This window comes from bacterium, from assembly GCA_019637795.1.
GTDB lineage: Bacteria > Desulfobacterota > Binatia > HRBIN30 > CADEER01 > JAHBUY01.
Map to the genome: position 1 here is coordinate 235605 of JAHBUY010000004.1, position 24927 is coordinate 260531.

Genomic DNA, 24927 nt, shown 5'->3' on the forward strand with positions numbered 1-24927 from the left:
CGGCCGCGCCCCCGGCGCCCGCTAGACCGCCGGCGCGCCAGCCGCCGCCGCGTCCGGCGGCGCCGTCCGCGCCGCGTCGCCGCCGCCGCGCTGGTAGAGCTGGCTGGCGTAGTCGAGCAGCATGCGCTGGGCGCTGAAGCGCGGGATCAGGCCGCGCATCGAGGCCTTCATGCGCTCCACCCAGGCGTGCGGGATGCCGTCCGGCCCGCGGGCGTAGAAGAGCGGCACGACGTCGTTCTGCATCAGCTCGATGAGCGCGTTGGCGTCATGCTCGTCCTGCGCATGCGCATCGGCGGCCGGCGAGACGATGTTCCAACCATTGCGCCCGTCGTACGCCTCCTCCCACCAGCCGTCGGCGACGCTCAGGTTCAGCCCGCCGTTGAGCACCACCTTCATGCCGCTGGTCCCGCTGGCCTCGAGCGGCGGCCGCGGCAGGTTGAGCCACAGGTCGACGCCGGCGACGAGCGGCGGCGCGATCTGCAGATCGTAGTCCTCGAGGAAGACCACCCGCCCGCCGATCACGTTGGTGCGGTTCTGAAACAGGCGGTGCAGCGTCTCCTTGCCCTCGTTGTCCTGTGGGTGCGCCTTGCCGGACACGATGAGCTGGATGGGGGTCGGCCCGTCGCCGAGCATGTGGCCGCCGCGCTCGGGAAACCGCACCAGCAGGTAGAGCCGCTTGTAGGCGGCGACGCGACGCGCGAAGCCGATGGTGATCACGTTGGGATCGAACTCGCGCGCCGCCGCCTCGACGTATTCCGGCGGTTCGCCGCGCGACAGACGGTCGCGCACCGACTGATCCCGCACCAGGTCCACCAGCTCGCGGCGCAGCCCGCAGCGCACCGCCCACAGCTCACTGTCGGGGATGCCGTCGACCGCCGCCCACACCGCCGGATCCTCAACCCGCGCCCGCCAGTCGGCCGGCAGGTAGCGATCGAGGAGGCGCTGCATCGCCGGCGCCATCCAGGTCGTCGTGTGCACGCCGTTGGTCACGTGCGTGATCGGCACCTGCTCGGCCGGCAGGTCGGGCCACAACGGTCGCCACATGTGGCGCGCCACGTCGCCGTGTCGCGCCGACACGCCGTTGGCGGCGCCGCTGGTGCGCAGCGCCAGGGGCGTGATGCTCACGGGGTCGGCGGCGTTGCCGGGGCTGACGCGGCCGTAGTCGTAGAATGCCGTCCGCTCGATGCCGAGCGAGTCGGCGAACGCGCCGAGCACCGGATCGATCTCGCCGACGCTGTACCCCTCGTTGCCCGCCGGCACGGGCGTGTGGGTGGTGAAGACGGTGTGTTGTTTGACGTCCGCGAGCGCCGCCTCGAACGAGCCGCCGTTCGCGCGCAGCCGCGCCCGCTCGAACCCGCTCAGCGCCGCGTGCCCCTCGTTGAGGTGGACGAGCATCGGATCGATGCCCAGCGCGTGCAGGGCGCGCACGCCGCCGATGCCGAGCACCGCGTACTGCGCCAGCCGCACGTGGCGATCGCCGATGTACAGGCGGGCGGTGATCCAGCGGTCGATGGGATGGTTGTCTTCGCGATCGGTGTTGAGGAGGTAGAGCGGAACGCGGCCGAAGTCGACACGCCAGATGTCGCAGCGCACGATGCGATCGCGCACCTGCACCTCGACCAGCAGCGGTCGCTGATCGCCGTTGGTGACCCGCACCACCGGCAGGCGTTCGAAATCGGCGTTGAGCCAGTACTCGTGCTGCCAACCGCCGATGTCCAGGCGCTGGTGGAAGTATCCCTGGCGATAGAAGAGGCCGATGCCGACCATCGGCAGCGCCAGGTCCGACGCGGCCTTCAGCGTGTCCCCCGCCAGCACGCCGAGGCCGCCGCCGTACAGCGCCAGCGACCCGTGGGCACCGAATTCGGAGCAGAAGTAGGCCACCGGCCGCGCCGTCTGTCCGACCACCGGCCGCGACGGACGCGCCAGATCGGCGGCGACGCCGTCCGCCAGGGCGCGCACCCGCTGCACGTAGGCCTCGGACCGCGCCAACTCCTGCAGCCGACGCGGCGGCGCGATCTCCATCACGTAGCGCGGATTGCCCCCGCTGCGCCGCCACGCCTGGGGATCGATCTCGCGAAATACGTCTGGCCCGTCGAGCATCCACGCCCAGCGGTAGTTGTAGGCGACGGACGCCAGGGCGCGGATCGCCTCCGGCAGGCGCTCGGCCAACTCGCCGATCGCGCGTTCGAGATTGGCGCGGCCGTCGACGTCGCTGAGCGGCGCGGGAAGCGGAAAGGCGGTCGACATCGCATCATCCTCCGACAGGCAGGGCCCCAACGCCTATGCCGTGTCGCCGGTCCCTGCAAGACAATCCTGGCGAGCCGGCCGCGGACGCGCATCATCGTGTGGCGGGAACGCCCATTAGCGGGACGACTTGGGGCGCGGCGGCGGGGTCTCCGACGGCGCCGTGGTCGGCGTCGGAATCGCTGCGTCGAGCCGCAGGGACAGCCGCACCTGGTCCGGTTGGACATTCTCGACGCTGAGCTGCGGCGGGTGGCGGATCTGATCCGGGGTCACCGCGAAGGTCCGCCGGCCGTACTTCGCCAGGGTCGCGTCGATGGTCACGTCCAGGCGGCTGGCGTCGAACAGGTAGAACGCCCGCCGCTGGCCGGTGAGGAGCGCCGTCACCTCCGTCGGCTCGATGCTCTCGACCGTCGCGCCCGGCGGGACGTTCACCACCTTGACGGCAACCGGAAAGGCCTGGGTCGACGGGCGCGAGCCGGGCACGTAGAGGAACCACAGCCCGAGCACGAAGATCAACGAGGCGATCTTCTCCACCCAGTTCTCGCGCACCAGGTCGGACAGCACGCGCCGCCGGCTCGTCGGCGGCGACAACTCGTGGAGGAATCGCTGGATCTCGCCCTCCAGCTCCGCCGGGCCGCCAAGCTCGCGCAGCGCCCCGTTGTGCGCCACCGAAATGGTGCCGCGCTCCTCCGAGACGACGATGCACAGGGCGTCGGTGCGCTCCGCGAGCCCGAGCGCCGCGCTGTGCCGCGTCCCCGTGCCCGGCAGTTGCTTGAAGTCGGTCGACAGGGGCAACTGGGCAGCGAAGCGCGTGACACTGTCCTGCCGCACCACGACGGCGCCGTCGTGTCCCGGCGAGCCCTTGTCGAAGATGCTCCTGAGCAGCGGTTCGCTGAGATGGCCGCCCAGCTCCACCCCGCCGTGCAGATGACGGTCGACCGGCTGCGCGCCGACCAGGACCACCAGGGCGCCGGTCCGCGCCCGCGCCAGGTCGGCCAGGGTCCCGGTGATGACGTCGGCCGTCCCGAACGACGGCGGCGCCGGCACCGAACGCCGCAGCCCCCACAGCGCCAGGCGTTCGAAGAGCTGTCGCAGCTCTTCCTGGAAGATGACCACGAGAATGATCAGGAAGACGGCGAAGAAGCCCTGCAAGAGCCAGGTCGTGAGCCGCAGATCGAGCGCCTGGGCGACGATGAACAACGTCATCAGCAGCACGATGCCGCCGGCGACCAGGCGCGCCTGGGTGCGGCGCAGGAGCGCGATCGCCGAATAGACGAAGGTCGTGACCAGACCGATGTCGAGCAGGTCGGCGAGATGGAGCTCGCGCAGTTGGCTGTGGACCATCTCCCACATGGGCGCCCTGTGTAGCGATGCGCGCCGCGAAAAGCGACGCGCGACGGCAGCGTTGGCGCGACGGCGGCGTTGGCTCAACCGCGCGCCACCTGTAAAGCGTGAGGGAATGAGGCGGATGCAGCGGACACGGCGCACGCCGCGGCGACGCGGATGCCGGATCGTTCTGGCGGCCGTGCTCGGACACGCGGCGATCGCCGCGGCGACGCCGTCCGCCGACCCGACCCTGGCGCGGGTCGCCAGCAGCCTGCGCGACGCCCTGGTGCAGGCCACGGCGCCGCCCCTCGGCCCGACCCTGCCGGCGCTGCGACTCGGCACGGGCGAGGCGCTGGTCGAGTTGCGGTTCACCTCGCTGACGCCGGACGGGGTGGCGCGCGCCGTCGCGCTCGGCGCCCGCGTCGAACACGTGTCGCTCCGCTACGCGCGGCTGGTCGCCGCGGTGCCGCTCGCCGCGCTCGCCGATCTGGCGGCCCTGCCCGACCTCGCCGTCATCCACCCGCTCTACGGCGCCCAGACCGCCGTCGGCGCCGTTGAGAGCCAGGTCCGCGGCGTGCTCGGGATCGACGCCCTGCAGCGGGACTTCGGCGTCGACGGCCGCGGCATCCGCGTCGGCCTGCTCTCCGACTCGATCAGCAACACCCTCGGCGGGCGACTCGAAGGCGACGGCTGCACGCGCACGCTCACCGAGTCGGCCCCGCAGCAGTCGGGCGATCTGCCACCGACACTGGTCGTGCTCGACCCCGGCCCGCGCGGCGGTCGCGACGAGGGCGCCGGCATGGCGGAGATCGTCCACGACCTCGCGCCCGGCGCCGACCTGCTGTTCGCCGCCGCGTTTCCGGACGAGGCGACATTCGCCGAGAACATCGCCGCGCTGCGCGCCTGCGGGGCGGACGTCATCGCCGACGACGTCCTCTTCTTCGCCGAGCCGATGTTCCAGGACGGCATCATCGCGCAGGCGGTGAACGACGCGGCGGCCGACGGCGCGCTCTTCTTCTCCGCCGCCGCCAACGCCGGCGACGGCGGCATCGATCAGCTCTACCGCGACAGCGACCCGCGCGACGAGATGTCCGGTCCGCTCACCGGCGTCGACCTGCACGACTTCGGCGGCGGCGACACGGGCGCCGCGATCACCATCCCGGCGCGCTGCGACGTTCGCGCCGTGCTGCAGTGGAACGAGCCGTTCTCCGGAACGCTCGGCCCCGGCGCGCGCACCGATCTCGATCTCTACGTCTTCGGCGGCCCCCCGCCGACCGGGCGCATTCTCGCCAGCAGCACCAACACCCAGGGCTGCTCCGCCGGCGGCGGCGCGCTCGGCGATCCGCTGGAGATCGTGGCGTTCCGCAACACTGGCAGCACCGCGCGGACCGTCTATCTCGCCGTGAACCACGTCTGCGGCGACAAGGGGGTCCGACTGCGCATCGTCCTCTCCTCTAGCGCCTGCGTGCTCGGTCTCGATCCGTTCGGCCTGGCGCGACCGCCGTTCGGCGCCGCCGCGCTGTACGGACATCCGGCGGCGGGCGGCGCGGTGGCGATGGCGGCCATCGACCAGCAGGAAGTGGCGAGCGAGGGCGCCTTCACGCCTCCCAGCGGCGTCCTCGACGTCGAGCCGTTCAGCGCCCGCGGCGGCGACCTCCCGTTCTACTTCGGCCCCACCGGCACGCCGCTGCCGAACGCGCCGCAGCTCCGCGCCAAGCCCGACCTCGCCGCGCCGGACGGCGGCGACACGGCGTACTTCGGCGTCGACTCCGACCACAATGGCCATCCGAACTTCCACGGCACCTCGGCCGCCGCGCCGGCCGCCGCGGCGGTCGCCGCCCTGCTCATGCAGCGCGCGCCGCGGACCAGCGCCGCCGGCATCGCCGACGCCTTGCGGCGATCCGCGCGCGACATCGCCCTACCCGGGCCAGACCCGCTCGCCGGCGCCGGCCTGGTCGACCCGCGCGCCGCGATCGAACGGCTCGCCAGCCCGCGGCCCGGCGACTGCGACGGCGACGGCCGCGTCACCATCGACGAGCTCGTCCTGGGCGTTCGCATCGCGCTCGGCGAGGCGACGCCGGCCATCTGTCCCGCCGCCGATGGTGACGGCGATGGCGCCGTCGCCATCGCCGAACTGATCGCCGCCGTCGGCCAGGCGCTGGCCTGAACCGTGGCGGGGCGCCGCGGCAGCGCCGCCGGTGTCCCTCAGGAGCAGCCGGCGAGCGCGGTGTTGACGGCGGCGATGAGCTCGTTGATGGCGACGGCGCCGTCGCCGTCGCCATCGGCGGCGGCGCAGGTCGCCAGCGGGAGGTTGCCGAGCGCGATGCCGACGGCGGCGACCAGCTCGTTGACCGCCACCGCGCCGTCGCCGTCGCAGTCGCCGGCGCAGGCGGGTGGCCGTGTCGGCGTCGCGCTGGGCGTCACCGTCGGCGACGGCGTCGGCGTGCGCGTCGGCACGATCTCGCGACCGGCGGCGATGCTGAGCGCGACGGCATCGAGCACGTAGCAATCGCCCGCCAGCGGCAGCAGGTCGTTGAAGCCGTCGGCGCCCATGGCGTTGAGGATCAGATCGCGCAGGCCGTCGCCGTTCACGTCGCCGAGCGACATGCTGTAGGCGAGGAGGTCGCCGCCCTGGGCGCCGTTGATCCACAGGTGCGGCACGTCGTCGGGCACGTTGGCCAGGTCGATGACCGGCGGCGGCGCCTCGTTGCCGAAGAGCACGATGACGCGCCCGGCGCTGACCCGGGTGCCGCGGGTCGTCACCACCCGGTCCTGCGGACTGGCGACCACCAGCTCGTCGCGGCCATCGCCGTCGAGGTCGACGAACAACGCCGTGTCGCCGGCGATCGCGGACGCCGCGGCGCCGTAGATCATGGTGACGTTCGGCGGCGCCTTGGCGAGCTCGATGACCTCGCCGCGCAGGCGCTTGTCGTCGCCGCGGATGAGCGCCGCCTCGCCGCTGGAGGGGCGCGAGTTGTTCGGCCCGTCGGCGACCAGCGCGCCGAGAACGACATCGCCGCGGCCGTCGCCGTCGAAGTCGCCGACGAAGATCTCCTCGCCCCAGGCATCGCCGGCATCGACGCCGTAGATGACGGTAAAATCGGCCGGCGGCGTCGCCAGGTCGATGCTCGCCGGCCGTTCGCCGCGATGCCCGAACAGGATGTAGGCCTCGCCGATCTCGCAGGCCAGCCGGACCGGATCGCAGGCGTTGCCGGGGCCGTCGCCGCCGCCGAAGCCGTGCCCGTTGAGGCCGCCCACGGCATCGCTCTGCGCCGACAGCCGGTTGAGGCCGGCGCCGATGAGCACGTCGCCGACCCCGTCGCCGTCGACGTCGCCGCCGCGGACCGTGGCGCCGCTCTGATCGCCGCGGTCGATGCCGTAGATCACCGTCAGCGGCACGTCGGGCGCCGCCAGGTCGATCGCGGCGCGGCGCCGCAGCTCGGGGCCGCCGTACAGCACGTAGGTCTGGCCGGCGTTGGTCCGCGTGTCACCCGGGCCGTCGGCGAGGTCGGCGCCGAGAATGGCATCCGGCCGGCCGTCGCCGTCGAAATCCGTGCTGCTGACCCAGACACCGAGGCGGTCGCCCGCATCGCTGCCCGCCCCCGCTTCGGCGCCGTAGACGAACGTGACCGCGCCGGGCGGGGGGGCGGCGAGATCGATGACCTGACCGCCGATCGTCGGGCTACCCCAGACGATGACGACCTCGCCGCAGTTCGGCCGGCTGTTGTCCGGCCCGTCGCCGTACTGCGCGCCGATGATCGCGTCGTCGTAGCCGTCGCCGTCGAGGTCGGCGATGGCGAGCTCGGTGCCGAAGTTGTCGACCAGGTCGGCGCCGTAGATGAGCGTCGTGTCCGCGGGCAGCGCCGGCGGCGTCAGCAGCGCGAGATCGCGCTCGCCGGCGATGACGTCGTTGCCCAGGAGGATCGTCGCCTCGCCGGCGCTCTGGCGCTCGCGCTGCGGACCGCTGTCGGCGTTCATCGGCGTCAGCACGAGGTCGGCCCGGCCGTCACCGTTGAGATCACCGGCGGCGAGCGGAAAGCCGAGACGCGCCGCGTTGGCGGTGCGGTTGTAGATCGTCCACTGGCCGCTCTGGCTGGTCACGCCGACGTCCCAACCCGGGGCCGGCGCCGCCAACGCCAGCATCCCGAAGCCCAGCCACGCCCATCGCGATCGCCCGCGTCTGACCATGTCGCCCTCGCTCGCCCGGGTCGAGCGTACCACCGCCGCCCGGTCGAGGCACGCCGCCCCACCCGCCCGTGTTCGCGCTGGCGCGGCAGCGCGACCATTGCAAAGCGCGGCGGCTGGGGCCATTAGGCGGACGTGTCGAACCGGTTTCCGCGCCGTGCGTTGTCGGTTCCCGCCGCCGAGCCGCGGGGAACGGCGGCCGGCGTGGAGCAGCCGCTGTTCCACGTCCTCGCCGAGACCACGCCGGCGGCGATCTTCGTCCAGCGGGAGAGCCGCCTCCTCTACGTCAATCCCGCCGCCGAGCGCATCACCGGCTACGCGCGCGACGAGCTGCTGGCGATGGAGGTGTGGCAGTTGCTGCCGGCGGAGGAGCGCGCGCGGGCCCGGGCGGTCAACGCCGCGCGGCTGGTCGGCGATCCGGTCGACGTCCCGTCGCGGCGTGAGCAGCGGCTGCTCACCAAGAGCGGCGCGGTCCGCTGGATCGACGTCAGCATCGGCCGGATCGACTGGGATGGCGGGCCGGCGTTGCTCGGCACCGCCCTCGACGTCACCGATCGGCGCGACGCCGAGCGGCAGCGGCGGCGCGGCGAGCGCCGCTTCCGCGCCCTGGTCGAGCACGCGTCCGACGTGGTGTTGGTCTTCGACCGCGACCGGCGCGTCTCCTACGTCGGCCCCTCGCTCGAGCGCATCCTCGGCCATCCGCCGCATACGATGGAAGGCCGCGACCTCTACGAGCTGGTCCATCCCGACGATCTCGCGGTGTGCCGCGGCGCCGTCGACCAGCTCCTCGCCGCCGCCGGCAACACGGTGCGCATCCAGTATCGGGTGCGCGACGCCGCCGGCGGCTGGCGATGGATGGAAGGCATCGGCGCCAACCTGCTGCACGAGCCGGCGATCGCCGGCGTGGTTGTGAACGCGCGCGACGTCACCGCGTGGCGCGCCGCGGAAGCCCAACTCAGCGCCAGCGAGGCCCGCTTCGCGCTCGCCATCGACGGCGCGCGCGACGGCATCTGGGATTGGGACCTGCACAGCGACGCGTTCTTCGCGTCGCCGCGGCTGCGCGAGATGCTCGCCGTCGGGCCCGACGATCCGGTCAGCGTCGCCGCCCTCTTCGCGCAGCGGATCCACCCCGACGACTTCGCGTCCCTGGAGGAGGGCTGGCGCGCCCACGTCGCCAGCGGCGCCACCCACTACGAGGCGGAGTATCGCTACCGGCGGCCCGACGGGACCTACCGCTGGCTGCTGGCGCGCGCCCGCACCGTGCGCGACGCCACCGGCGCGCCGCTGCGCATGGTCGGCTCGCTGACCGACAGCAGCGCGCGCAAGGCGGCCGAGGAGGCCGCGCGGCAGCGGCAGGCCGAGCTCGCGCACGTGCTGCGCCTCGCGCTCATGAACGAGATGGCGGCCAGCCTCGCGCACGAGCTCAACCAGCCATTGGCCGCGATCGTGAACTACGCGCGCGGCAGCGCCCGGCGCCTGGAACAGACCGCGGCGGCGCCCGACCTGCGGGAGGCGTTGGAGCGCATCGCCAGCGAGGCGCTGCGGGCCGGCGACGTGGTCCACTCCCTGACGCGCGTCGTCCGCAAGGAGCCGCCGCGCGAGGCCCTGCTCGACCTCGCCGCGCTGGCGCTCGAGGCGGTGGAGCTGGTGCGCTCGGACGCCACCGACCGCGGCATCGCGCTGCGCACCGAGGCGGCGGGCGGGCCGTATCGCGTCTGGGGAGACCGCATCCAACTCCAGCAGGTGGTCCTCAACCTGCTGCGCAATGCGATCGACGCCATCGCGCAACTGCCGGGGATCGTGGAGCTGCGCATCGCGGCGCAGGCGGGACGCGTGAAGGTGTCGGTCGCCGACTCCGGCGCCGGCGTGCCGCCGCCGCTGCTCGACCAGATCTTCGCCCCGTTCTTCACCACCAAACCCAGCGGCCTGGGCATGGGGTTGTCGATCAGCCGCACCATCGTCGAGGGCCACGGCGGCCGCTTGTGGGCGGAGTCGAACCCCGGTGGCGGCGCCACCTTCTCCTTCACGCTCCCCCTGAGATAGGGTTGGGGGCGTTGCCGATGGGACGACGATCGTCGAAGATCCACCGGGCGGCAGACCGTGGGGGTTGCGCCAGGAAGGGCGACTGGCCCGGGCGAGGGTTCTCTCGAGCGGCGAAATGGCGGTCCGAACAGCGTCGATAACGGGCATCGGGGTCCTCGCGCCCACCGGGATGGGCTGCGAGCGCCTGTGGGAAGCGGTGCGCGACGGACGGCCGGCGGTCGGGCCGCTGCGGCGGTTCGACGCGACCCTCACCAACTGCCGGGTCGCCGGCGAGGTCGACGACGCGCTGCTCGTCGAGCACGGCGACCCGCGCAGGCGGCGCACGACGACGCGGGCGGCGCAGATGGCGGTGATCGCCGCCGAGCTGGCGATGACGGACGCGCGGCTGGCGAACGGAGCGGTCACGCCGGACGGTCTCGCGGTGCTGGTGGGGACGGCCCTCGGGGGCTGGTCCGACGGCGAGCAGCAGGGCGCCATCATGCTCGAGCGCGGCGCCCGGCGGGTCAATCCGTTCGTTGCCGCGGGCGCGCCCAACCACGGGCCTGGCGTCGAGGTCGCGGCGGCGGTCGGCGCCCAGGGACCGCAGTACACGTTCTCCAGTGGCTGCCCGTCGAGCCTGCAGGCGCTGGCGCATGGGGCGGCGCTGATCGAATCGGGCATCGCCGAGACGTGCCTGGTCGGCGGCGCCGAGGCGCCGCTGTCACCGATGGTGTTCGCCGCCCTCTGTCGCACCAACGAGCTCGCCACGGGCGAGGATGCGGCTACCGCCTGCCGCCCCTTCGACGTCGCCCACGACGGCATGGTGCTCAGCGAAGCGAGCGCGTTTCTGGTCCTCGAACCCTTGGAACGGGCGCGCGCTCGCGGCGCCCGCGTGTACGCGACGATCCTCGGCGGCAGCTTCTCCTGCGACGCGCAGGGCATGTATGGCGCCGACCCCACCGGCGCCGCGGGCGCGCAGGCGCTCCGCCGTCTGCTGGCGGCGACCGCCACCGGCGCGGACCAGATCGACTACATCTGCGCGCACGCCAACGCCTCGCCGCTGTTCGACGGCAAGGAGATCGCCGTGCTCTCGGCTGCGCTCGGCGAGTGCCTGCCGGCCATCCCGATCAGCTCGATCAAGGGCGTGCTCGGCCATCCCTTCGGTGCCTCCGGCGCGCTGCAGGCCGCGATCGCCGTGCTGGCGATGCGCGACGGCATCATCCCGCCGACGGCGAACCTGGAGACGCCGGCGCCGGCATGCCGCGCCCGGCACGTGGTCGGCGCGCCGCTGCGCGGCGCGCTGCGACGGGCCCTGATCACCAGCTACGGGTACGGCGGCGTGAACGGCTACCTGCTGCTGGGCGCCGTCGACGGCTGAGCCGCGCCCCTACTGGGCCGAGACCGGCGCGACCACCGCCGGCGACCCGACCGACGGCAGCGCGCGGGTTCGCGTCAGGAAGCGCGGCTGCAGCAACGCGATCAGCGCCGGCAGCACCGCGCAGGCGGCGAGGGCGCTGAGGGCCACCATCGTCGAGGTCAGGAACGCGAGCCGCAGCCAGACGCTGAACCCCGACAGCGCCAGGGTCAGATAGCCGGCGACCACGGCGCTCGAGACGTAGAGCGCCGCCTTGCCGGAAGTCCGCAGGCCGCGGCGCAGGGCGTCCTCGACCTCGCATCCGTTCGCCAGTTCCTCGCGCACCCGGAACAGCAGGTAGATGGCGAAATCGGCGCCGATGCTGACGCCCATCGCGGTGATCGCGGCGGTGCTCATGTCGAGCCAGACCCCCGTCCACCCCATCGCTCCGAGGATGACGACCACGGCCAGGGCCAACGGCACCAGCACGAACAGCGCCCCCACCGCCGACCAGAGGACGGCCGCGCAGAGCACGAAGATGATCGCCCCCACCTGGATGATGTTCACGATCTTCTCGTGCACGACCATGTCGTTCATCGCCGTCTGCACGCCCAGGGTGCCGCCGGCGATGCCGACCCGCACCGGCAGGCCGGCAAAGCGGTTCGCGGCGTAGGCCTGCAGCCGCTGCAGCAGCAGGCGGGAGAACGACGCGCTGTCGGTCTTGCTCAGGGCGCGGATGACGGCGTTGCGGTTGGCGTTGTCGACGAAGGCGCTCAACCCGTCCGGCCCGGCGGAGGCGCCGTAGAGGAAGAGGTACTCGCCGATGACCTTCGGATCGTCGGGGATGGCGTAGAACGCCGGGTCGCCGTCGTGCATCGCCTGATGCATGCGCCGCACGTGATCGGCGATCGAGGTGACGCCGCCGATCTCCGGCGTGCGTTGCAGCTCGGTCTGCAGATCGACCATCGCCCGCAGCACCTCGGGATCGAGCAGGGCATCGTCGCGCGTGCCCTCGACGAGGATCCGGAGCGTCGCGGTGCCCGGCAGGACCTCGTTCATCAGCGCGTCGTCGATGCGCACCTGCGTCGTCGGCGCGAACCACAGGCGAAAGCTGTTGTCGACCTGCAGGCGGAAGATGCCCGCGCCGGCGATCGCCGCGATCGCGAGGGTGGTGGCGATGACGATGCGCGGCTGTCGAATCGCGCGCTCCGCCAGCAGATCCAGCAGCCGGTCCACCGCTCGCGCGCCCCCCTCGCGCGCCACCTCGCGGCGCTTCGGCGGCGGCAGCAGGCTGCGACAGGCGGGCGTGAACGTCATCTCGATGATCAGCGCGCTGACGATGCCGCCCGCCAGCAGCGCGCCGAAGGCGCGCACGCTGGTGATGCCGAAGGTCGTGAGCGAGCCGAAACCGGCGGCGGCGATCAGGCCGGCGGTGAGCATCACCGGGCCGACGGCGACGAGCGAGCGCACCACCGCCTCCCGGCTGTCGGCGCAGCGCGCGAGCTCCTCGTAGTAGCGCTTGAGGATCTGCACCGCGTGGCCGGCGGCGATGGCGAGGATGAGCACGGGCGTCATCACGCTCCAGGTGTCCATCGGCAGGCCGATCAGCGCCATGATGCCGAGCGCCCAGACGACGCTCAGCAGCGCCGTCACCAGCGGCAGCAGCATCGCCTGGACGGTGCGGAACGCCTCGTAGTGGACGAGGCCGATGATCAGCACCGCGAGCGGGAACAACACCGCCATCATCGCCGTGTAGCGCGCCAGCTCCTTGCGCAGGATCGGCGCCCCGGCAAGCGCGATGGTCACCGTGTCGTCGCGCTCCGGCGCGATCACCTGCTCGACGAACTGGGCCAGCTCGACGTCCTTCATGCGGTCGTCGAAATCCACCACGATCACCGCCGCCCGCCGGTCCGCCGAGACCAGCGACTCGCGAAACAGCGGATCCGACTCGACGCGCGCCCGCACCCGCGCCGCCGCCTCCGCGGTCGGCGGCGTTCCACCCATCAACGGCTCGACCCGCATCCCACCCTCGCTGGCGTCCACGGTGCGCACGTACCGCGCCGCCAGGCTGAACAGGCTGGGCTCGATGACGCTCGGCGAGGCGCGCAGTCGATCCGTGATGCGCTGGATCTTCCCCAGCATGGCCGGGGTGAAGACGTCGCCTTGCTTGGCGATGACTCCGATGATGACGATCGCCTCGCCGCCGAAGAGGTCCGAGATCCGGTTCTGAATCTGCACGAACGGATGGCTGTCGGGCAGGTTGGCGCGGCGGCGGATCTCGAGATGGAGCGAACCCAACTGGGTCGCCAACCCGGCGGTGATTGCCAGGATGGCGGCAACGATCATCACCCGGTGGGCAACCACCGACCGCGCATAGCGCTCGAACCGGGAGGGCTGAGCCTCCCCCTGGTTCGTCCCCGCGCCCGAACCCTGGCCTTGCCGATCTCGTACCATGACGCGCCGCATCCCCCGAGATGTGCTGCCGCGCTACCGTGAGTTGGATGATCGGCTTGTACTGCGACCTCCCTCGACCTTGCAAGCGCGTCTCGCTGGCGGGGTCCGAGGAAGCGTCTCCAACCCCTTTGCAAGCTTTTGATACACTCGAGGTCACCCGGCCAACCCATTGAAACAAGCTGCGTTTTGGCGCGGCGCGAGGAATGGAAACGCGGCTCACCCAGTTTGGAATTATTGGCCCGGAAAGTTCCGAACTTGTTTGACCATTCCCCTTCAAATTGCGATACTTCGTTTCTATGCCGCGCTCAGGGAAGGCTGAATCGTTGTTCAAGGTTGGTGAGAAGGTCGTCTACCCTGCGCATGGGGTCGGCGTCATCCAGAGCATCCAGAGCAAGGTCGTCTCTGGAACCGAGAAGACGTTTTACATGCTGCGGATTCTCGACAGCGACATGACCATCATGATCCCGACGGAAAACGTGGACTCGGTCGGTCTGCGCCGCGTCATCGGGCGCGAGATGGTGACCAAGGTCTACAAGATCCTGCGCGAGAAGCGGGTCGAGATCGACCAGCAGACCTGGAACCGGCGCTATCGGGAGTACACCGAGAAGATCAAGACCGGCTCGGTGTTGGAAATCGCCAAGGTGCTGCGCGACCTGTTCGTGCTCAAGGGCGACAAGGAATTGTCGTTCGGCGAGCGCAAGATGCTCGACACGGCCCGCAACCTCCTCGTCAAGGAGCTCTCCATCGCTCGTTCCCACCCGGAAGAGAAGATCATGGAAGAGCTCAAGAACATCTTCGCCCACTGACCGCGGCGCCCGCCTCGAGGGGCGCGTGGACCAGCGCAGTCGCCCGCTGCCATCGGTTGCCGCCATCGTCGTCGCCGCCGGGTCCGGCAGCCGGCTCGGCGCCGGGCTGCCGAAGGCCTTCGTGACCGTTGGCGGCGTACCGCTGGTCGTCCGCTCGCTGCGGGCGTTGCTCGCGGTGCCGGCGGTCGACGAGGCCATCGTGGTCGCCCCGCCGGATGACCTGCCCGAGACGCACGCGCTGCTGAACGCGCACGGCCCCTTCCGCCGACGCATCGAGGTGGTCGCGGGCGGCGTTGAACGGCAGGACTCGGTACGCCACGGCCTGGCGGCGGTCACGCGGGCGGAATTGGTCGCCATCCACGACGCGGCGCGGCCATTCGTCGCCCCGGCAACGGTCGCCGCGGCGATCGCGGCCGCGCATGCCGACGGCGCGGCGATCGTCGCCCTGCCCGCCGTCGACACGGTGAAGATCGTCGACGCGCGGGGCTTCATCGAGTCGACGCCCCCGCGCGGCCGCACCTGGTTGGCGCAGACCCCACAGGTCTTCCGCACCGACCTGATCCGTGCCGCCCATCGGCAGCCGTCCGACGGCGGGCCGGCGACCGACGACGCGGCGCTGGTCGAGCGCCTCGGCCACCGGGTCCGCGTGGTCGCCGGCAGCCCGGACAACCGCAAGATCACGACGCCCGAGGATCGGGCGTGGGCGGAGTGGTACCTGGCGCGACCGGCAACACCTCGTTGAGGCTGCCGGAGCGGAAGCCCTGCAGGTCGACGGTCACGTAGCCGAAGCCGATCGCCCGCAGCTCGCGCACCACGACGTCGCGCACCTCGGGCGCCGCGAGCCGCGCCAGCTCGGACGCCGGCACCTCGATGCGCGCAATCGGCTCGTGCGCTCGCACCCGGCACTCGCGAAACCCGAGGGCGCGCAGGACGCGTTCCGCCGCCGCGACCCGGCGCAACCCGTCGAGCGTGATGCGGGTGCCGTAGGGAAAGCGCGACGACAGACACGGGCTCGACGGGCGGTCCGCGGTCGGCAGTCCGGCGCGGCGGCTCAGGGTGCGGATCTCGGCCTTCGACAGGCCGACCTCGGCAAGCGGATGGCGAATCCCGTGCTCCTGCGCAGCGCGCAGGCCCGGTCGGTAGTCGCCGAGGTCGTCGAGGTTGACGCCGTCGACGATCGCGCTCACCCCGAGCCGCTGCGCCTCGGCGGCGCAGATCTCGTACAGGCTGTCCTTGCAGAAGTAGCAGCGGTCGACCGGGTTGGCGGCGTAGCCCGGAATGTCGAGCTCGTTGGCGTCGATCAGACGGTGCCGCACCCCGAGCGCGGCGGCCAGCGCGCACGCCATCGCCTCGTCCTCCTCCGGGGCGGTCGGCGAGCGGGTGGTCACCGCAATCACGCCGTCGCCGAGCGCTTCGGCGGCGACCTGGAGGAGAAAGCTCGAGTCCACCCCGCCGGAGAACGCCACCAGCACCCGCCCCATGGCGCGCAGCGACGACTGCAGGGCCGCGAGCTTGGCGTCGGTATCCACGTCAGATGCCCTCGCCGTGGAACAGGCCGGTCGTCAGGTAGCGCTCGCCGGTGTCGCAGAAGACCGTCACCACCACGTGGCCAGGCCCGAGCTCGCGCGCGACGCGCAGCGCCGCATGGCAGTTGGCGCCGGCCGAAATGCCGACCAGAATGCCCTCGTCGCGCGCCAGCCGCCGCGCGCACTCCGCGGCGTCGGCGTCGCTGACGGCAATGATCTCGTCGTAGGCGGTCTCGTCCAGCACCTCGGGGACGAAGCCCGCCCCGATGCCCTGGATGGCGTGGAATCCCGGTTCGCCGCGCGCGAGCACCGGCGAGGCCGCCGGTTCGACGGCGTAGATGCGGATGCCGGGCATGGCGGCGCGCAACACCGCCGCCACGCCGGTGATGGTCCCGCCGGTGCCCACGCCGGCGACGAAGGCGTCGATGCGCTCGAACTGGCCCAGCAGCTCCTGCGCCGTCGTCCGCCGATGCGCCTCCGGATTGGCGGGATTCCTGAACTGTTGCGGCATGTAGTAGTCGGGATGCTCGGTGAGCAGGCGCTCCGCCATGCGCACCGCTTCGTGCATGCCCTTCGAGTCCTCGGTCAGCACCAACTCCGCCCCGTACGCCTCGAGCACGCTGCGGCGCTCGACGCTCATGGTGTCGGGCATCGTCAGCACCAGCCGGTACCCCTTCACCGCGGCGACGAGGGCGAGGCCAATGCCGGTATTGCCACTGGTCGGTTCGATGATGGTGTCGCCGGGACGCAGCCGTCCGTCCCGCTCCGCGGCCTCGACCATGCCGAGGCAGATGCGATCCTTGACGCTGCCGCCCGGGTTGTACGATTCCAGCTTGCCCCACACTTCGGCGTCGTCGGCACCGGGCAGCCGCGCCAGGCGCGCCACCGGGGTGTTGCCGATCAGGTCGAGGATCGTGCGCGCGACCGCCGGACGTGAAGGCGCAGTCGTCATGGCCTGTCGATCCAGTACCGGCGCCGCGCCCGGCAAGTCAATTCCGTGTCGATGACGACCCATCGTCCCGCCGCCCTGATCCTCTTCCCCGGCGCCCTCGGCGACGTGTTGTGCTGCTGGCCAGCGGCCGCCGCGCTGCGCGCATCCGGATCCGCGGTGACCCTCGCGACGCGCGTCGACCTCGCGGGCCTGCTGCCCGGAGACGGCCTGTCCCTCGACTCCATCGAGCGACGCGAGATCACCGACCTCTTCGCCGCCTCGCCGATCGGCAGCGCCACGCGCGCCTACTTCGCGGCGTTCGCTCGCATCGACAGCTTCACCGGCGCCGCCGAGCCGGCGTTCACCGCCCGGCTGACGAGCGCCGCCGGCGGCGCGGTCGCGGTGCACGCCTTCCGCGGCATGCGCGCCGGCGAGTCCGCCGTCGCCTATTACGCACGCTGCCTCGGCGTCGCGCCCCTCCTCCAGACCCTGCCCATCGACCCCGGCGCCGCGGCGTGGGCCGACGGGCTGTGGCGCGCCCATCACCTCGGCGACCGCGTCCTCGCGCTCCATCCCGGCAGCGGCAGCGTCGCCAAGAACTGGCACGGCATGGCCGGGCTGGCGGATGCGTGGCGACGCCACGGTGGCGCCGTGGTCGCCCTGCTCGGCCCGGCGGAGATCGAGCGGGGGGCGACCATCGCCGCCGACGCCGTGCTCGCCGGCGAATCGCTGCCGCGCGTCGCGGCGGTGGTGCGGCGGGCGGCGCGCTACGTCGGCAACGATTCCGGGATCAGCCATCTCGCCGGACTCGTGGGGGCTCGCGCGCTGGTGTTGTTCGCCGATTCGGAGAGCGCGGTGTGGGCGCCGTCCGGACCATGCGTCACCCTGCTGCACGCCGCGCCGACCTGCGATCGCTGCGGCCGCGGACAGTTCTGCATCCACCGACTGCCGATCGCGAGGGTGCTGGCCGCGCTCGCGTGACGTCGCGGGCCGCCGCGCCGGTTGCGATCGGTGGGGGCGGAGCGTAGGTCCTGGCCGAACGGCGGCGTCCGGGGGGAAGGCAGCTCCGCTCGACGCCCGCGGCCAGGAGCGCACATGCACGACGTCATCATACGCGGCGCGGAGATCTGTGACGGCAGCGGCGCGCCACCGCGGCGCGGCGACATCGCGATCGCCGGCGGCCGCATCGCCGAGCTCGGCGCGGTGAGCGGCGGCGCCCGGCGCACCATCGACGCCGACGGCCTGGTGGCGGCACCGGGGTTCATCGACGTCCACACCCACTACGACTGCCAGGTGTCCTGGGACCCCGCGCTGACGCCGTCGTCGTGGCACGGCGTCACCTCGGTGGTGATGGGCAACTGCGGCTTCACCATCGCGCCGTGCCGCGCCGCGCATCGCGAGCGGCTGATGGAGATGCTGCTCTACGTCGAGGGCATGCCGACGGAGGCGCTGCGCGCCGGCATTCGCTGGGAGTGGGAGTCGTTCCCCGACTATCTCGACGCCGTCGAGCGCGCCCGCCCCTCGGTCAACACCGCGGTCTTCGTCGGCCACTCCGCGGTGCGCTATTTCGTCATGGGCGACGCCGCCGTCGAGCGCGCCGCGACCGCCGCCGAGCTGGCGCGCATGCAGGACGTCGTGCGCCAGGCGATGCGCGCCGGCGCGATCGGCTTCTCGACATCGGAGTCGCCGACCCACTTCTTCGGCTCCGGGGTGCCGGTCCCGAGCCGGGTGGCGCCGCGCGACGAGATCCTCGCCCTGGCGGCCGTGCTCGCCGAGCTCGGCCGCGGCATCGTCGAGGTCGCGCCCCTGAATCTGCTCGGCGCCACCGACGACAAGCTCGAGGATCAGCGCTTCTATGCCGAGGTCGCCCGCGCCGCGCGGCGCCCGGTCACCTGGGCGCCCCTGCTCGCCAACCCGTTCGACCCGAGCGGCGCGGCCCGCATCATCGAGGAGGCAGCGGCGATGCAGCGCGCCGGGGCGCAGGTGGTGCCGCAGGTCGGCTGCCGTCCGCTCGAGATCCGGATCTCGTTCGAGAGCGCCGGCATCGCCATCGCCAACAACCCGTTCTGGCGGCCGATCCTCGAGCTGCCGCGCGCCGCGCGGGTGGCGCGCCTGCGCAGCCGCGAGCTCCGTGACGAGCTGCGCGCCATGTCGGAAGGCGGTTTCGTCGCCGCGCTGGGCCCGAGCTGGGAGCACATCCTTCCCCGCCTCTCGGCGCGGCCTGAGCACGCGCCGTGGATCGATCGCAGCATCGCCGACATCGCGGCGGCGCGCGGCGCCGATCCCGTGGATACGCTACTCGACCTCGCCCTCGAGGCCGATCTCGACATCCAGTTCGGCATCCCGATCATGAACACCGACGACGCGACGGTCGGCGCGCTGCTCCGCCACCCGGCGGGCGTGATCGCGTTGTCGGATGCCGGCGCCCACGTCGACACGCTCGCCGACCAGGGCTTCACGACCACGCTGCTCGCGCGCTGGGTGCGCGACCTCGGCGTGCTCTCGCTGGCGGACGCGGTGCGGCGCATCACCGCGGTGCCGGCCGCGCTGTACGGGCTGCGCGAACGCGGCGAGCTGCGCCCGGGCTGGGCCGCCGACGTGACGCTCTTCGATCCCGCGCGCCTCGACCTGCAACGCACCGAGCTGGCGCACGATCTCCCCGGCGGCGCGGCGCGCCTCATCCAGCGCCCGGTCGGCATCGAACACGTGCTGGTGAACGGCGAGCCGCTGATCGACCGCGGCGCGCAGACCGAGGCGCGCAGCGGTCGCGTGCTGCGCGGCGCGTAGCTTCTCACCTTGACCGGTCGGTGAGCGACATCTATGAACAGGCGGGCTTCGCACATGATTCGACCGGTCGAGTGGCGCAATGGCGCCGTCGTCCTCCTCGACCAGCGGCTGTTGCCGCTGCAGGAGGTCTATCGCGTCTACCGCGACCACCGTGAGGTGGCACGCGCGATCAAGGACATGGTGGTGCGCGGCGCGCCGGCGATCGGCGTCGCCGCCGCGATGGGCGTCGCGCTCGGGATGTCGCAAACCTCCGACGGCGACCTGGCGCGCGCCCTCGATCGCATCTGCCGCCGCTTCGCCGCCACGCGTCCGACGGCGGTGAACCTCTTCTGGGCCATCGATCGCATGCGCCGCACCTTCCAGCGGGTGCGCGGGCGCAGCCCGGAAGTGGTGCGCGAGGTGCTCCGCCAGGAGGCGCTGACCATCTACCACGAGGACATCGCCGGCAATCGCGCCATGGGCCGGCACGGGGCGGCGCTGCTCAAACCGCGCACGACGGTGCTGACCCACTGCAACGCCGGCGCGCTCGCCACCGCGGGCTACGGGACCGCGCTGGGCGTGATCCGCGCCGCGCACGAGACGCACAAGTCGATCGCGGTCATCGCCACGGAGACGCGGCCGTTTCTCCAGGGCGCGCGGCTGACCGCGTGGGAGCTGAAGAAGGAACGGATCCCGGTGACGCTCATCACCGACAACATGGTCGGCCACTTCATGCAGCGCGGCGCGATCGGGGCGGTGATCGTCGGCGCCGACCGCACGGCGGCGAACGGGGACGTCGCCAACAAGATCGGCACCTATACCGTCGCCGTGCTGGCAGCGCGACACCGCATCCCGTTCTACGTCGCGGCGCCGATCTCGACGGTCGACCTGGCCTGCGCCAACGGCGAGGCGATTCCGATCGAGGAGCGCGCCGCGCGCGAGGTCACGCATCTGCTCGACAGGCAGGTCGCGCCGAACGGCGTCAAGGTGATGAATCCCGCCTTCGACGTCACCCCGCACACCCTGATCACCGCGATCATCACCGAACGCGGGGTGGCACGGGCGCCATTCACCAAGTCGCTGGCTCGTCTGGCGGGCGGCGAGCCGCGCGACGTCCGGCGACGCGCCAGCCGTTCCTGACGCGCCGCGAGACGGCGCCTACTGCCAGACGACCTGGCGCAGGTCGCCCTGCCCCGGCCGCTCGGCGCCGTGGCGCTCCCTGGGGCGGTTGCGCTCATCGACGAAGACCACCTTCGGCTCCCACGCCCGCGCGTCCTCCTCGCTCATCCAGCCGAAGGTGGCGATGATGACCAGGTCGCCCTTGCGCGCCTTGTGGGCGGCGGCGCCGTTGATGCAGACGACGCCCGAGCCGGGTTGGCCGCGCAGCGCATAGGTGCGGAAGCGCTCCCCGTTGGTGACGTTCCAGATCTCGACCTCCTGGTGCGGCAGGATGTCAGCCAGCTCCAGCAGCAGGGGATCGATCGTGACGCTGCCCTCGTAGTGCAGATCGGCGCCAGTGACGGTGGCGCGGTGGATCTTGCTGCGCAGCATGTTGCGATACATGGGGCTCCCTTCCACGGCGTCAGGCGTTGGATGCGGTGAGGATGGCGTTGTCGATGAGCCGCGTCCGGCCGATGAACACGGCCAGCGCCAGCAGGGCCCGGTCGGCGATGCGGGTGATCGGCTCGAGGCTGTCGCTGTCGACCAGCGCGACGTAGTCGACCCGCGCCGCCGGCTCGGCGTCGAGCACCGCGCGGGCGGCCGCGACGACGGCCGCGGCGTCGCGCGCCCCGTCCGCGACGACCTGGCGCGCCGCGGCAAGTGCGCGCGGGAGACAGCGCGCCGCCAGCCGCTCGCTCTGCGACAGATAGGCGTTGCGCGAGCTCATGGCGACGCCGTCCGGCTCGCGCACGATCGGCGCGCCGACGACCTCGATGCCGGTGTCGAGATCACTCGCCATGCGGCGGATCACCGCGAGCTGCTGGAAATCCTTCTCGCCGAACACCGCGACGTGCGGCTTGACGGCGTTGAACAGCTTGCTGACGACGGTGGTGACGCCGCGGAAGTGCCCGGGGCGCGACGCGCCGCAGAGCCCGGCGCTCACCCGGGTCACCGCCACCTCGGTCTGGAAGCCGGCCGGATACATCTCGGCCGCCGTCGGCAGGTAGAGGACGTCGACGCCAGCGGCCCGCACCGCCTCGCGGTCGCGCGGCAGGTCGCGCGGGTAGCGGTCGAGGTCTTCGTTGGCGCCGAACTGCAGCGGATTGACGAAGATGGATGCCACGCAGGTCTCGGCCCGCCGTCGCGCCTCCGCCACCAGGCTGAGATGGCCGGCGTGCAGGTAGCCCATCGTCGGCACCAGACCGATGCGGCGCCCCGCGCTGCGCGTGCCATCGGACCAGGCGCGCATCGCGGCGGCGGTGGTGATCTCCCGCATGCCTCAGCTCTTCCCGGCCACTTCCTTGGCCGGGACCGTCGCCAGCGAGCGGAAGCTGTGCTCGACGCCCGGGAAGGCGCGCTCGCGCACGTCCGCGGCGTAGGCGCTGACGGCGTCGCGCGCCGCCGACCACAGATCGGCGTAGCGCTGGGCGAAGCGCGGTGACGGCCGGTCGCTGAGCCCCAGTACGTCGTGCAGGACCAGGATCTGTCCATCGCATTCGGCGCCGGCGCCGATGCCGATGGTGGGGATCGACAGTCGCTCGGTGAGCTCGCCGGCCAGGTCCATCGGGATCCCCTCGAGCACCACCGCGAACGCCCCGGCGGCCTCCACCGCCAGCGCGTCCTCGATCAGACGCTCGCGCTGCCCTGGCGCCGAGCCGCGGCGGCGGCCCTGGACCTTGTGGCCGCCCATGCGGTGCACCGATTGCGGCGTCAGGCCGATGTGCCCCATCACCGGGATGTCCACCGCGGCGATGCGGGCGATGGTGTCGGCGACCGCCGAGCCGCCCTCGAGCTTCACCGCCTCGGCGCCCCCCTCCTTGATGAGACGGCCGGCGTTGGCGACCGCGTCGAACGGGCTGACCTGATAGGAGAGGAACGGCAGGTCGGCGACCACCAGGGCGCGACGACGAGCCCGCGCCACCATGCGGGTGTGGTAGACCATCTCGTCCATGGTCACCGGCAGGGTGGTGTCGAAGCCCTGCACCACCATGCCGAGCGAGTCGCCGACCAGGATCAGGTCGACGCCCGCCTCATCGGCGATGCGGGCAAAGGGATGATCGTACGCCGTGAGGGCGACGATCGGCCGGCCAGTGGCCTTGGCCTTGACGATCTCGGGAACGGTTACTTTCTGCTCCATGCGAAAGCCCTCCGAGACCGAGTGCCGGAGGGCTGTCGGGAGCGTGGTCGGCGATCGACGCGCCGCTGGTCCGTCTCGAGCACCGGTGAGTCGGGTTCCTGTTCCCGCTCGGCTCGATTCGGGGCGTGACGACGATCAGGGCCCGAAGTGCCGTCCGTCTCGGTCCAGTCATCTGGATCCAAGCGGTATGTAGTGCTGTACGCCTTGTCCCATCTCGCGGATCTCGCGGATCAGGTCCGCGGTCTCCTCCGAGTGCGCGACGAAGTCGATCTCGGAGCAGTTCACCACCAGAAGGGGCGTGTCCTCATAGTGAAAGAAAAAGTCCTTGTACGCCTCCGCGATGCGCCGGACGTATTCCGGCGTCACCTGCCGTTCGTAATCGCGCGACCGCTTCTTGAGCCGAGCCATAAGCACATCCGGCCTGGCTTGCAAGTACACCACCAGATCGGGCTTCGGAATGCGAGCCCCGAGGAGATGGTAGAGCTGCCGATACAGGGCGAGCTCGTCGGAGTCGAGGTTGATCTGGGCGAACAGGTGGTCCTTGGCGAAGAGGTAATCGGCCACCAGGCTCTGGTGGAAGAGCTCCTGCTGCGCCAGCTCCTGCTGCTGTCGGAAGCGCGTCAGCAGGAAGAACATCTGGGCCTGGAAGGCGTACTTGTCGGGCTCGTCGTAGAAGCGGCGCAGGAAGGGGTTGTCATCGACCTGCTCAAGGACGGCGCGCGCCTGCCACTCCTCGGCGAGCAGGCGGGCCAGCGTCGTCTTGCCTACTCCGATCGGGCCCTCGACGACGATGTACCGGGTCTTGCTCACCGCCTCCCCGCTTGACGGCGCGCGAGTATCACGGCCCTTCCGGCGAGTCTAGCTGGCGCGGCGCCGGTGTCGCGCCGCAGCCTTCGGAGCGCGGCGAATCGGGCGTTGATTCGCCGCGCCGGCGGATCTGCTACACGCTTCCGGTGCAGGAGGCGGGCGAGATGGCCGGGCGGGTGATCGCGGTCGGCATCGATGGCGTGACGCTCGACCGTGAGACGCGCCGCGTGCTCGAACGGCTCCGGCCCGGCGTCGTGATCCTCTTCCGCCGCAACATTGCCGATCCCGAACAGATGCGGACATTGGCCGCGGCACTGCAACGCCTGCCCTCGCGACCGCTGGTGGCGATCGACCAGGAGGGCGGCCGGGTGACGCGCCTCGCGCCGCCGTTCACCGCGTTTCCGTCGGCGGCGGAGGTGGGCCGCGCCGGGGTGGCGGCCGCGCGCGCCGTCGGCGAGGCGATCGGACGCGAGCTCGCCAGCGCCGGCGTCGACATCGACTTCGCGCCGGTGCTCGACGTCGCGGCGAGCGAGGGATCCGTCGTCGGCGACCGCGCCTTTGGCAGCGATCCGGCGCGGGTGGCAGCGACTGGTCTCGCCTTCGCCGCCGGGATGCAGGACGCGGGCGTCCTGCCCTGCGGCAAGCACTTCCCCGGGCAGGGCGCGACCGGCGAGGACGCGCACCGCACCCGGCCGGTGGTGCGGCGAGGGTGCGACGAGCTGTCGGCCGTCGACCTGTTGCCATTTCGCGCCGCCGTGCGCGCCGGGCTGCCGATGTTGATGGCGGCGCACGTCCTCTATCCGGCGCTCGATCCCGATCGCATCGCGAGCCTCTCGCCGCGCATCGCCGGCGAGCTGCTGCGCCGCGAGCTGGGATTTCGCGGCGTGTTGTGGAGCGACGATCTCACCATGCGCGCGGTGACCAACGAGCGGGCGGCGGCGGATGCCGCCGTCGCCGCGATCGCCGCCGGCGTCGACGGGGTCCTGATCTGTCACGACCTCGACCAGGCGCTGCGTGCGGCGGAACGACTGGTCGGCGAGATCCCACTCGCGCGCCTGGGGGAAGCGGCGAAGCGGGTGGCCGCGCTGCCGGCACCGCGTCGGCGACGGATTCGCCGCCTCGCCCTGCCGGCGCCGGCCCATCAGGCGCTGGCGGACGAGGTCCGCGCCATGGCGGCCGCCAATCGCGACTGATAGCGTCGGCGGATC

Annotated in this window: 19 protein-coding genes; 9 read left to right on the plus strand and 10 right to left on the minus strand. The window is 72.2% G+C overall.

Annotated elements, in window-relative coordinates; genetic code table 11:
- Positions 1 to 21: 21 nt before the first annotated feature.
- Positions 22 to 2247: an alpha-glucan family phosphorylase gene (glgP, locus tag KF840_15035; protein MBX3026222.1), complete on the minus strand. Its 2226-nt coding sequence runs from the start codon at positions 2245 to 2247 to the stop codon at positions 22 to 24.
- Positions 2248 to 2361: 114 nt separating this feature from the next.
- The gene (locus KF840_15040; GenBank protein MBX3026223.1) at positions 2362 to 3597 is read right to left on the minus strand and encodes a diadenylate cyclase; all 1236 of its coding nucleotides are present in this window, start codon (positions 3595 to 3597) and stop codon (positions 2362 to 2364) included.
- 172 nt (positions 3598 to 3769) lie between these two features.
- Here KF840_15040 and KF840_15045 point away from each other — a divergent pair, with 172 nt between their 5' ends.
- Complete coding sequence (locus tag KF840_15045) at positions 3770 to 5737, plus strand: S8 family serine peptidase (protein ID MBX3026224.1); 1968 nt, start codon at positions 3770 to 3772, stop codon at positions 5735 to 5737.
- Between the two features lie 38 nt (positions 5738 to 5775).
- Here KF840_15045 and KF840_15050 read toward each other — a convergent pair whose 3' ends face one another.
- Positions 5776 to 7758: an FG-GAP repeat protein gene (locus KF840_15050; protein MBX3026225.1), complete on the minus strand. Its 1983-nt coding sequence runs from the start codon at positions 7756 to 7758 to the stop codon at positions 5776 to 5778.
- A gap of 201 nt (positions 7759 to 7959) precedes the next feature.
- Between KF840_15050 and KF840_15055 the strand changes: the two genes are divergently transcribed.
- Together KF840_15055 and KF840_15060 are read left to right on the plus strand one after the other, a co-directional pair.
- The gene (locus KF840_15055) at positions 7960 to 9798 is read left to right on the plus strand and encodes a PAS domain S-box protein (GenBank protein ID MBX3026226.1); all 1839 of its coding nucleotides are present in this window, start codon (positions 7960 to 7962) and stop codon (positions 9796 to 9798) included.
- A gap of 169 nt (positions 9799 to 9967) precedes the next feature.
- Positions 9968 to 11155 (plus strand): beta-ketoacyl-[acyl-carrier-protein] synthase family protein, encoded by a 1188-nt coding sequence (locus KF840_15060; GenBank protein MBX3026227.1) that lies wholly within the window; start codon positions 9968 to 9970, stop codon positions 11153 to 11155.
- Between the two features lie 9 nt (positions 11156 to 11164).
- Here KF840_15060 and KF840_15065 read toward each other — a convergent pair whose 3' ends face one another.
- Positions 11165 to 13495 carry an MMPL family transporter gene (locus KF840_15065; GenBank protein ID MBX3026228.1) on the minus strand — a complete coding sequence of 777 codons (2331 nt, stop codon included), beginning with the start codon at positions 13493 to 13495 and terminating at the stop codon, positions 11165 to 11167.
- A gap of 386 nt (positions 13496 to 13881) precedes the next feature.
- Here KF840_15065 and KF840_15070 point away from each other — a divergent pair, with 386 nt between their 5' ends.
- The gene (locus tag KF840_15070) at positions 13882 to 14391 is read left to right on the plus strand and encodes a CarD family transcriptional regulator (protein MBX3026229.1); all 510 of its coding nucleotides are present in this window, start codon (positions 13882 to 13884) and stop codon (positions 14389 to 14391) included.
- Between the two features lie 46 nt (positions 14392 to 14437).
- Entirely contained in the window at positions 14438 to 15133 is a 696-nt protein-coding gene (ispD, locus tag KF840_15075) for a 2-C-methyl-D-erythritol 4-phosphate cytidylyltransferase (protein MBX3026230.1), read from the plus strand.
- Here the strand turns inward: ispD and larE are convergent.
- Together larE and cysK are read right to left on the minus strand one after the other, a co-directional pair.
- Positions 15069 to 15872 (minus strand): ATP-dependent sacrificial sulfur transferase LarE, encoded by an 804-nt coding sequence (larE, locus tag KF840_15080; GenBank protein MBX3026231.1) that lies wholly within the window; start codon positions 15870 to 15872, stop codon positions 15069 to 15071. The two genes, ispD and larE, sit on opposite strands and share 65 nt — an antisense overlap.
- A 49-nt stretch (positions 15873 to 15921) precedes the next feature.
- Complete coding sequence (gene cysK, locus KF840_15085) at positions 15922 to 16869, minus strand: cysteine synthase A (protein MBX3026232.1); 948 nt, start codon at positions 16867 to 16869, stop codon at positions 15922 to 15924.
- A 51-nt stretch (positions 16870 to 16920) separates the two neighbouring features.
- Here cysK and KF840_15090 point away from each other — a divergent pair, with 51 nt between their 5' ends.
- The 3 genes from KF840_15090 (at position 16921) to mtnA (ending at position 20754) form a co-directional block, all read left to right on the plus strand.
- The gene (locus KF840_15090) at positions 16921 to 17829 is read left to right on the plus strand and encodes a hypothetical protein (protein MBX3026233.1); all 909 of its coding nucleotides are present in this window, start codon (positions 16921 to 16923) and stop codon (positions 17827 to 17829) included.
- Positions 17830 to 17943: 114 nt separating this feature from the next.
- Positions 17944 to 19635 carry an amidohydrolase family protein gene (locus KF840_15095; protein MBX3026234.1) on the plus strand — a complete coding sequence of 564 codons (1692 nt, stop codon included), beginning with the start codon at positions 17944 to 17946 and terminating at the stop codon, positions 19633 to 19635.
- Between the two features lie 54 nt (positions 19636 to 19689).
- Entirely contained in the window at positions 19690 to 20754 is a 1065-nt protein-coding gene (gene mtnA / locus KF840_15100; protein ID MBX3026235.1) for an S-methyl-5-thioribose-1-phosphate isomerase, read from the plus strand.
- Positions 20755 to 20772: 18 nt separating this feature from the next.
- On the opposite strand, the gene KF840_15105 is transcribed toward mtnA, so the two are convergent.
- The 4 genes from KF840_15105 to KF840_15120 all read right to left on the minus strand — a co-directional run bounded on the left by KF840_15105 (position 20773) and on the right by KF840_15120 (position 23722).
- A complete protein-coding gene (locus tag KF840_15105) occupies positions 20773 to 21177 on the minus strand; it encodes an aspartate 1-decarboxylase (GenBank protein MBX3026236.1) in 405 nt (134 codons plus the stop codon).
- A 19-nt stretch (positions 21178 to 21196) separates the two neighbouring features.
- Entirely contained in the window at positions 21197 to 22051 is an 855-nt protein-coding gene (gene panC, locus KF840_15110) for a pantoate--beta-alanine ligase (protein ID MBX3026237.1), read from the minus strand.
- 3 nt (positions 22052 to 22054) lie between these two features.
- The gene (panB, locus tag KF840_15115; protein ID MBX3026238.1) at positions 22055 to 22912 is read right to left on the minus strand and encodes a 3-methyl-2-oxobutanoate hydroxymethyltransferase; all 858 of its coding nucleotides are present in this window, start codon (positions 22910 to 22912) and stop codon (positions 22055 to 22057) included.
- A 168-nt stretch (positions 22913 to 23080) separates the two neighbouring features.
- On the minus strand, positions 23081 to 23722 hold the full coding sequence (locus KF840_15120; protein ID MBX3026239.1) for a deoxynucleoside kinase: 642 nt from the start codon (positions 23720 to 23722) through the stop codon (positions 23081 to 23083).
- Between the two features lie 143 nt (positions 23723 to 23865).
- Between KF840_15120 and nagZ the strand changes: the two genes are divergently transcribed.
- A complete protein-coding gene (gene nagZ, locus KF840_15125) occupies positions 23866 to 24912 on the plus strand; it encodes a beta-N-acetylhexosaminidase (protein ID MBX3026240.1) in 1047 nt (348 codons plus the stop codon).
- Positions 24913 to 24927 lie beyond the last annotated feature (15 nt).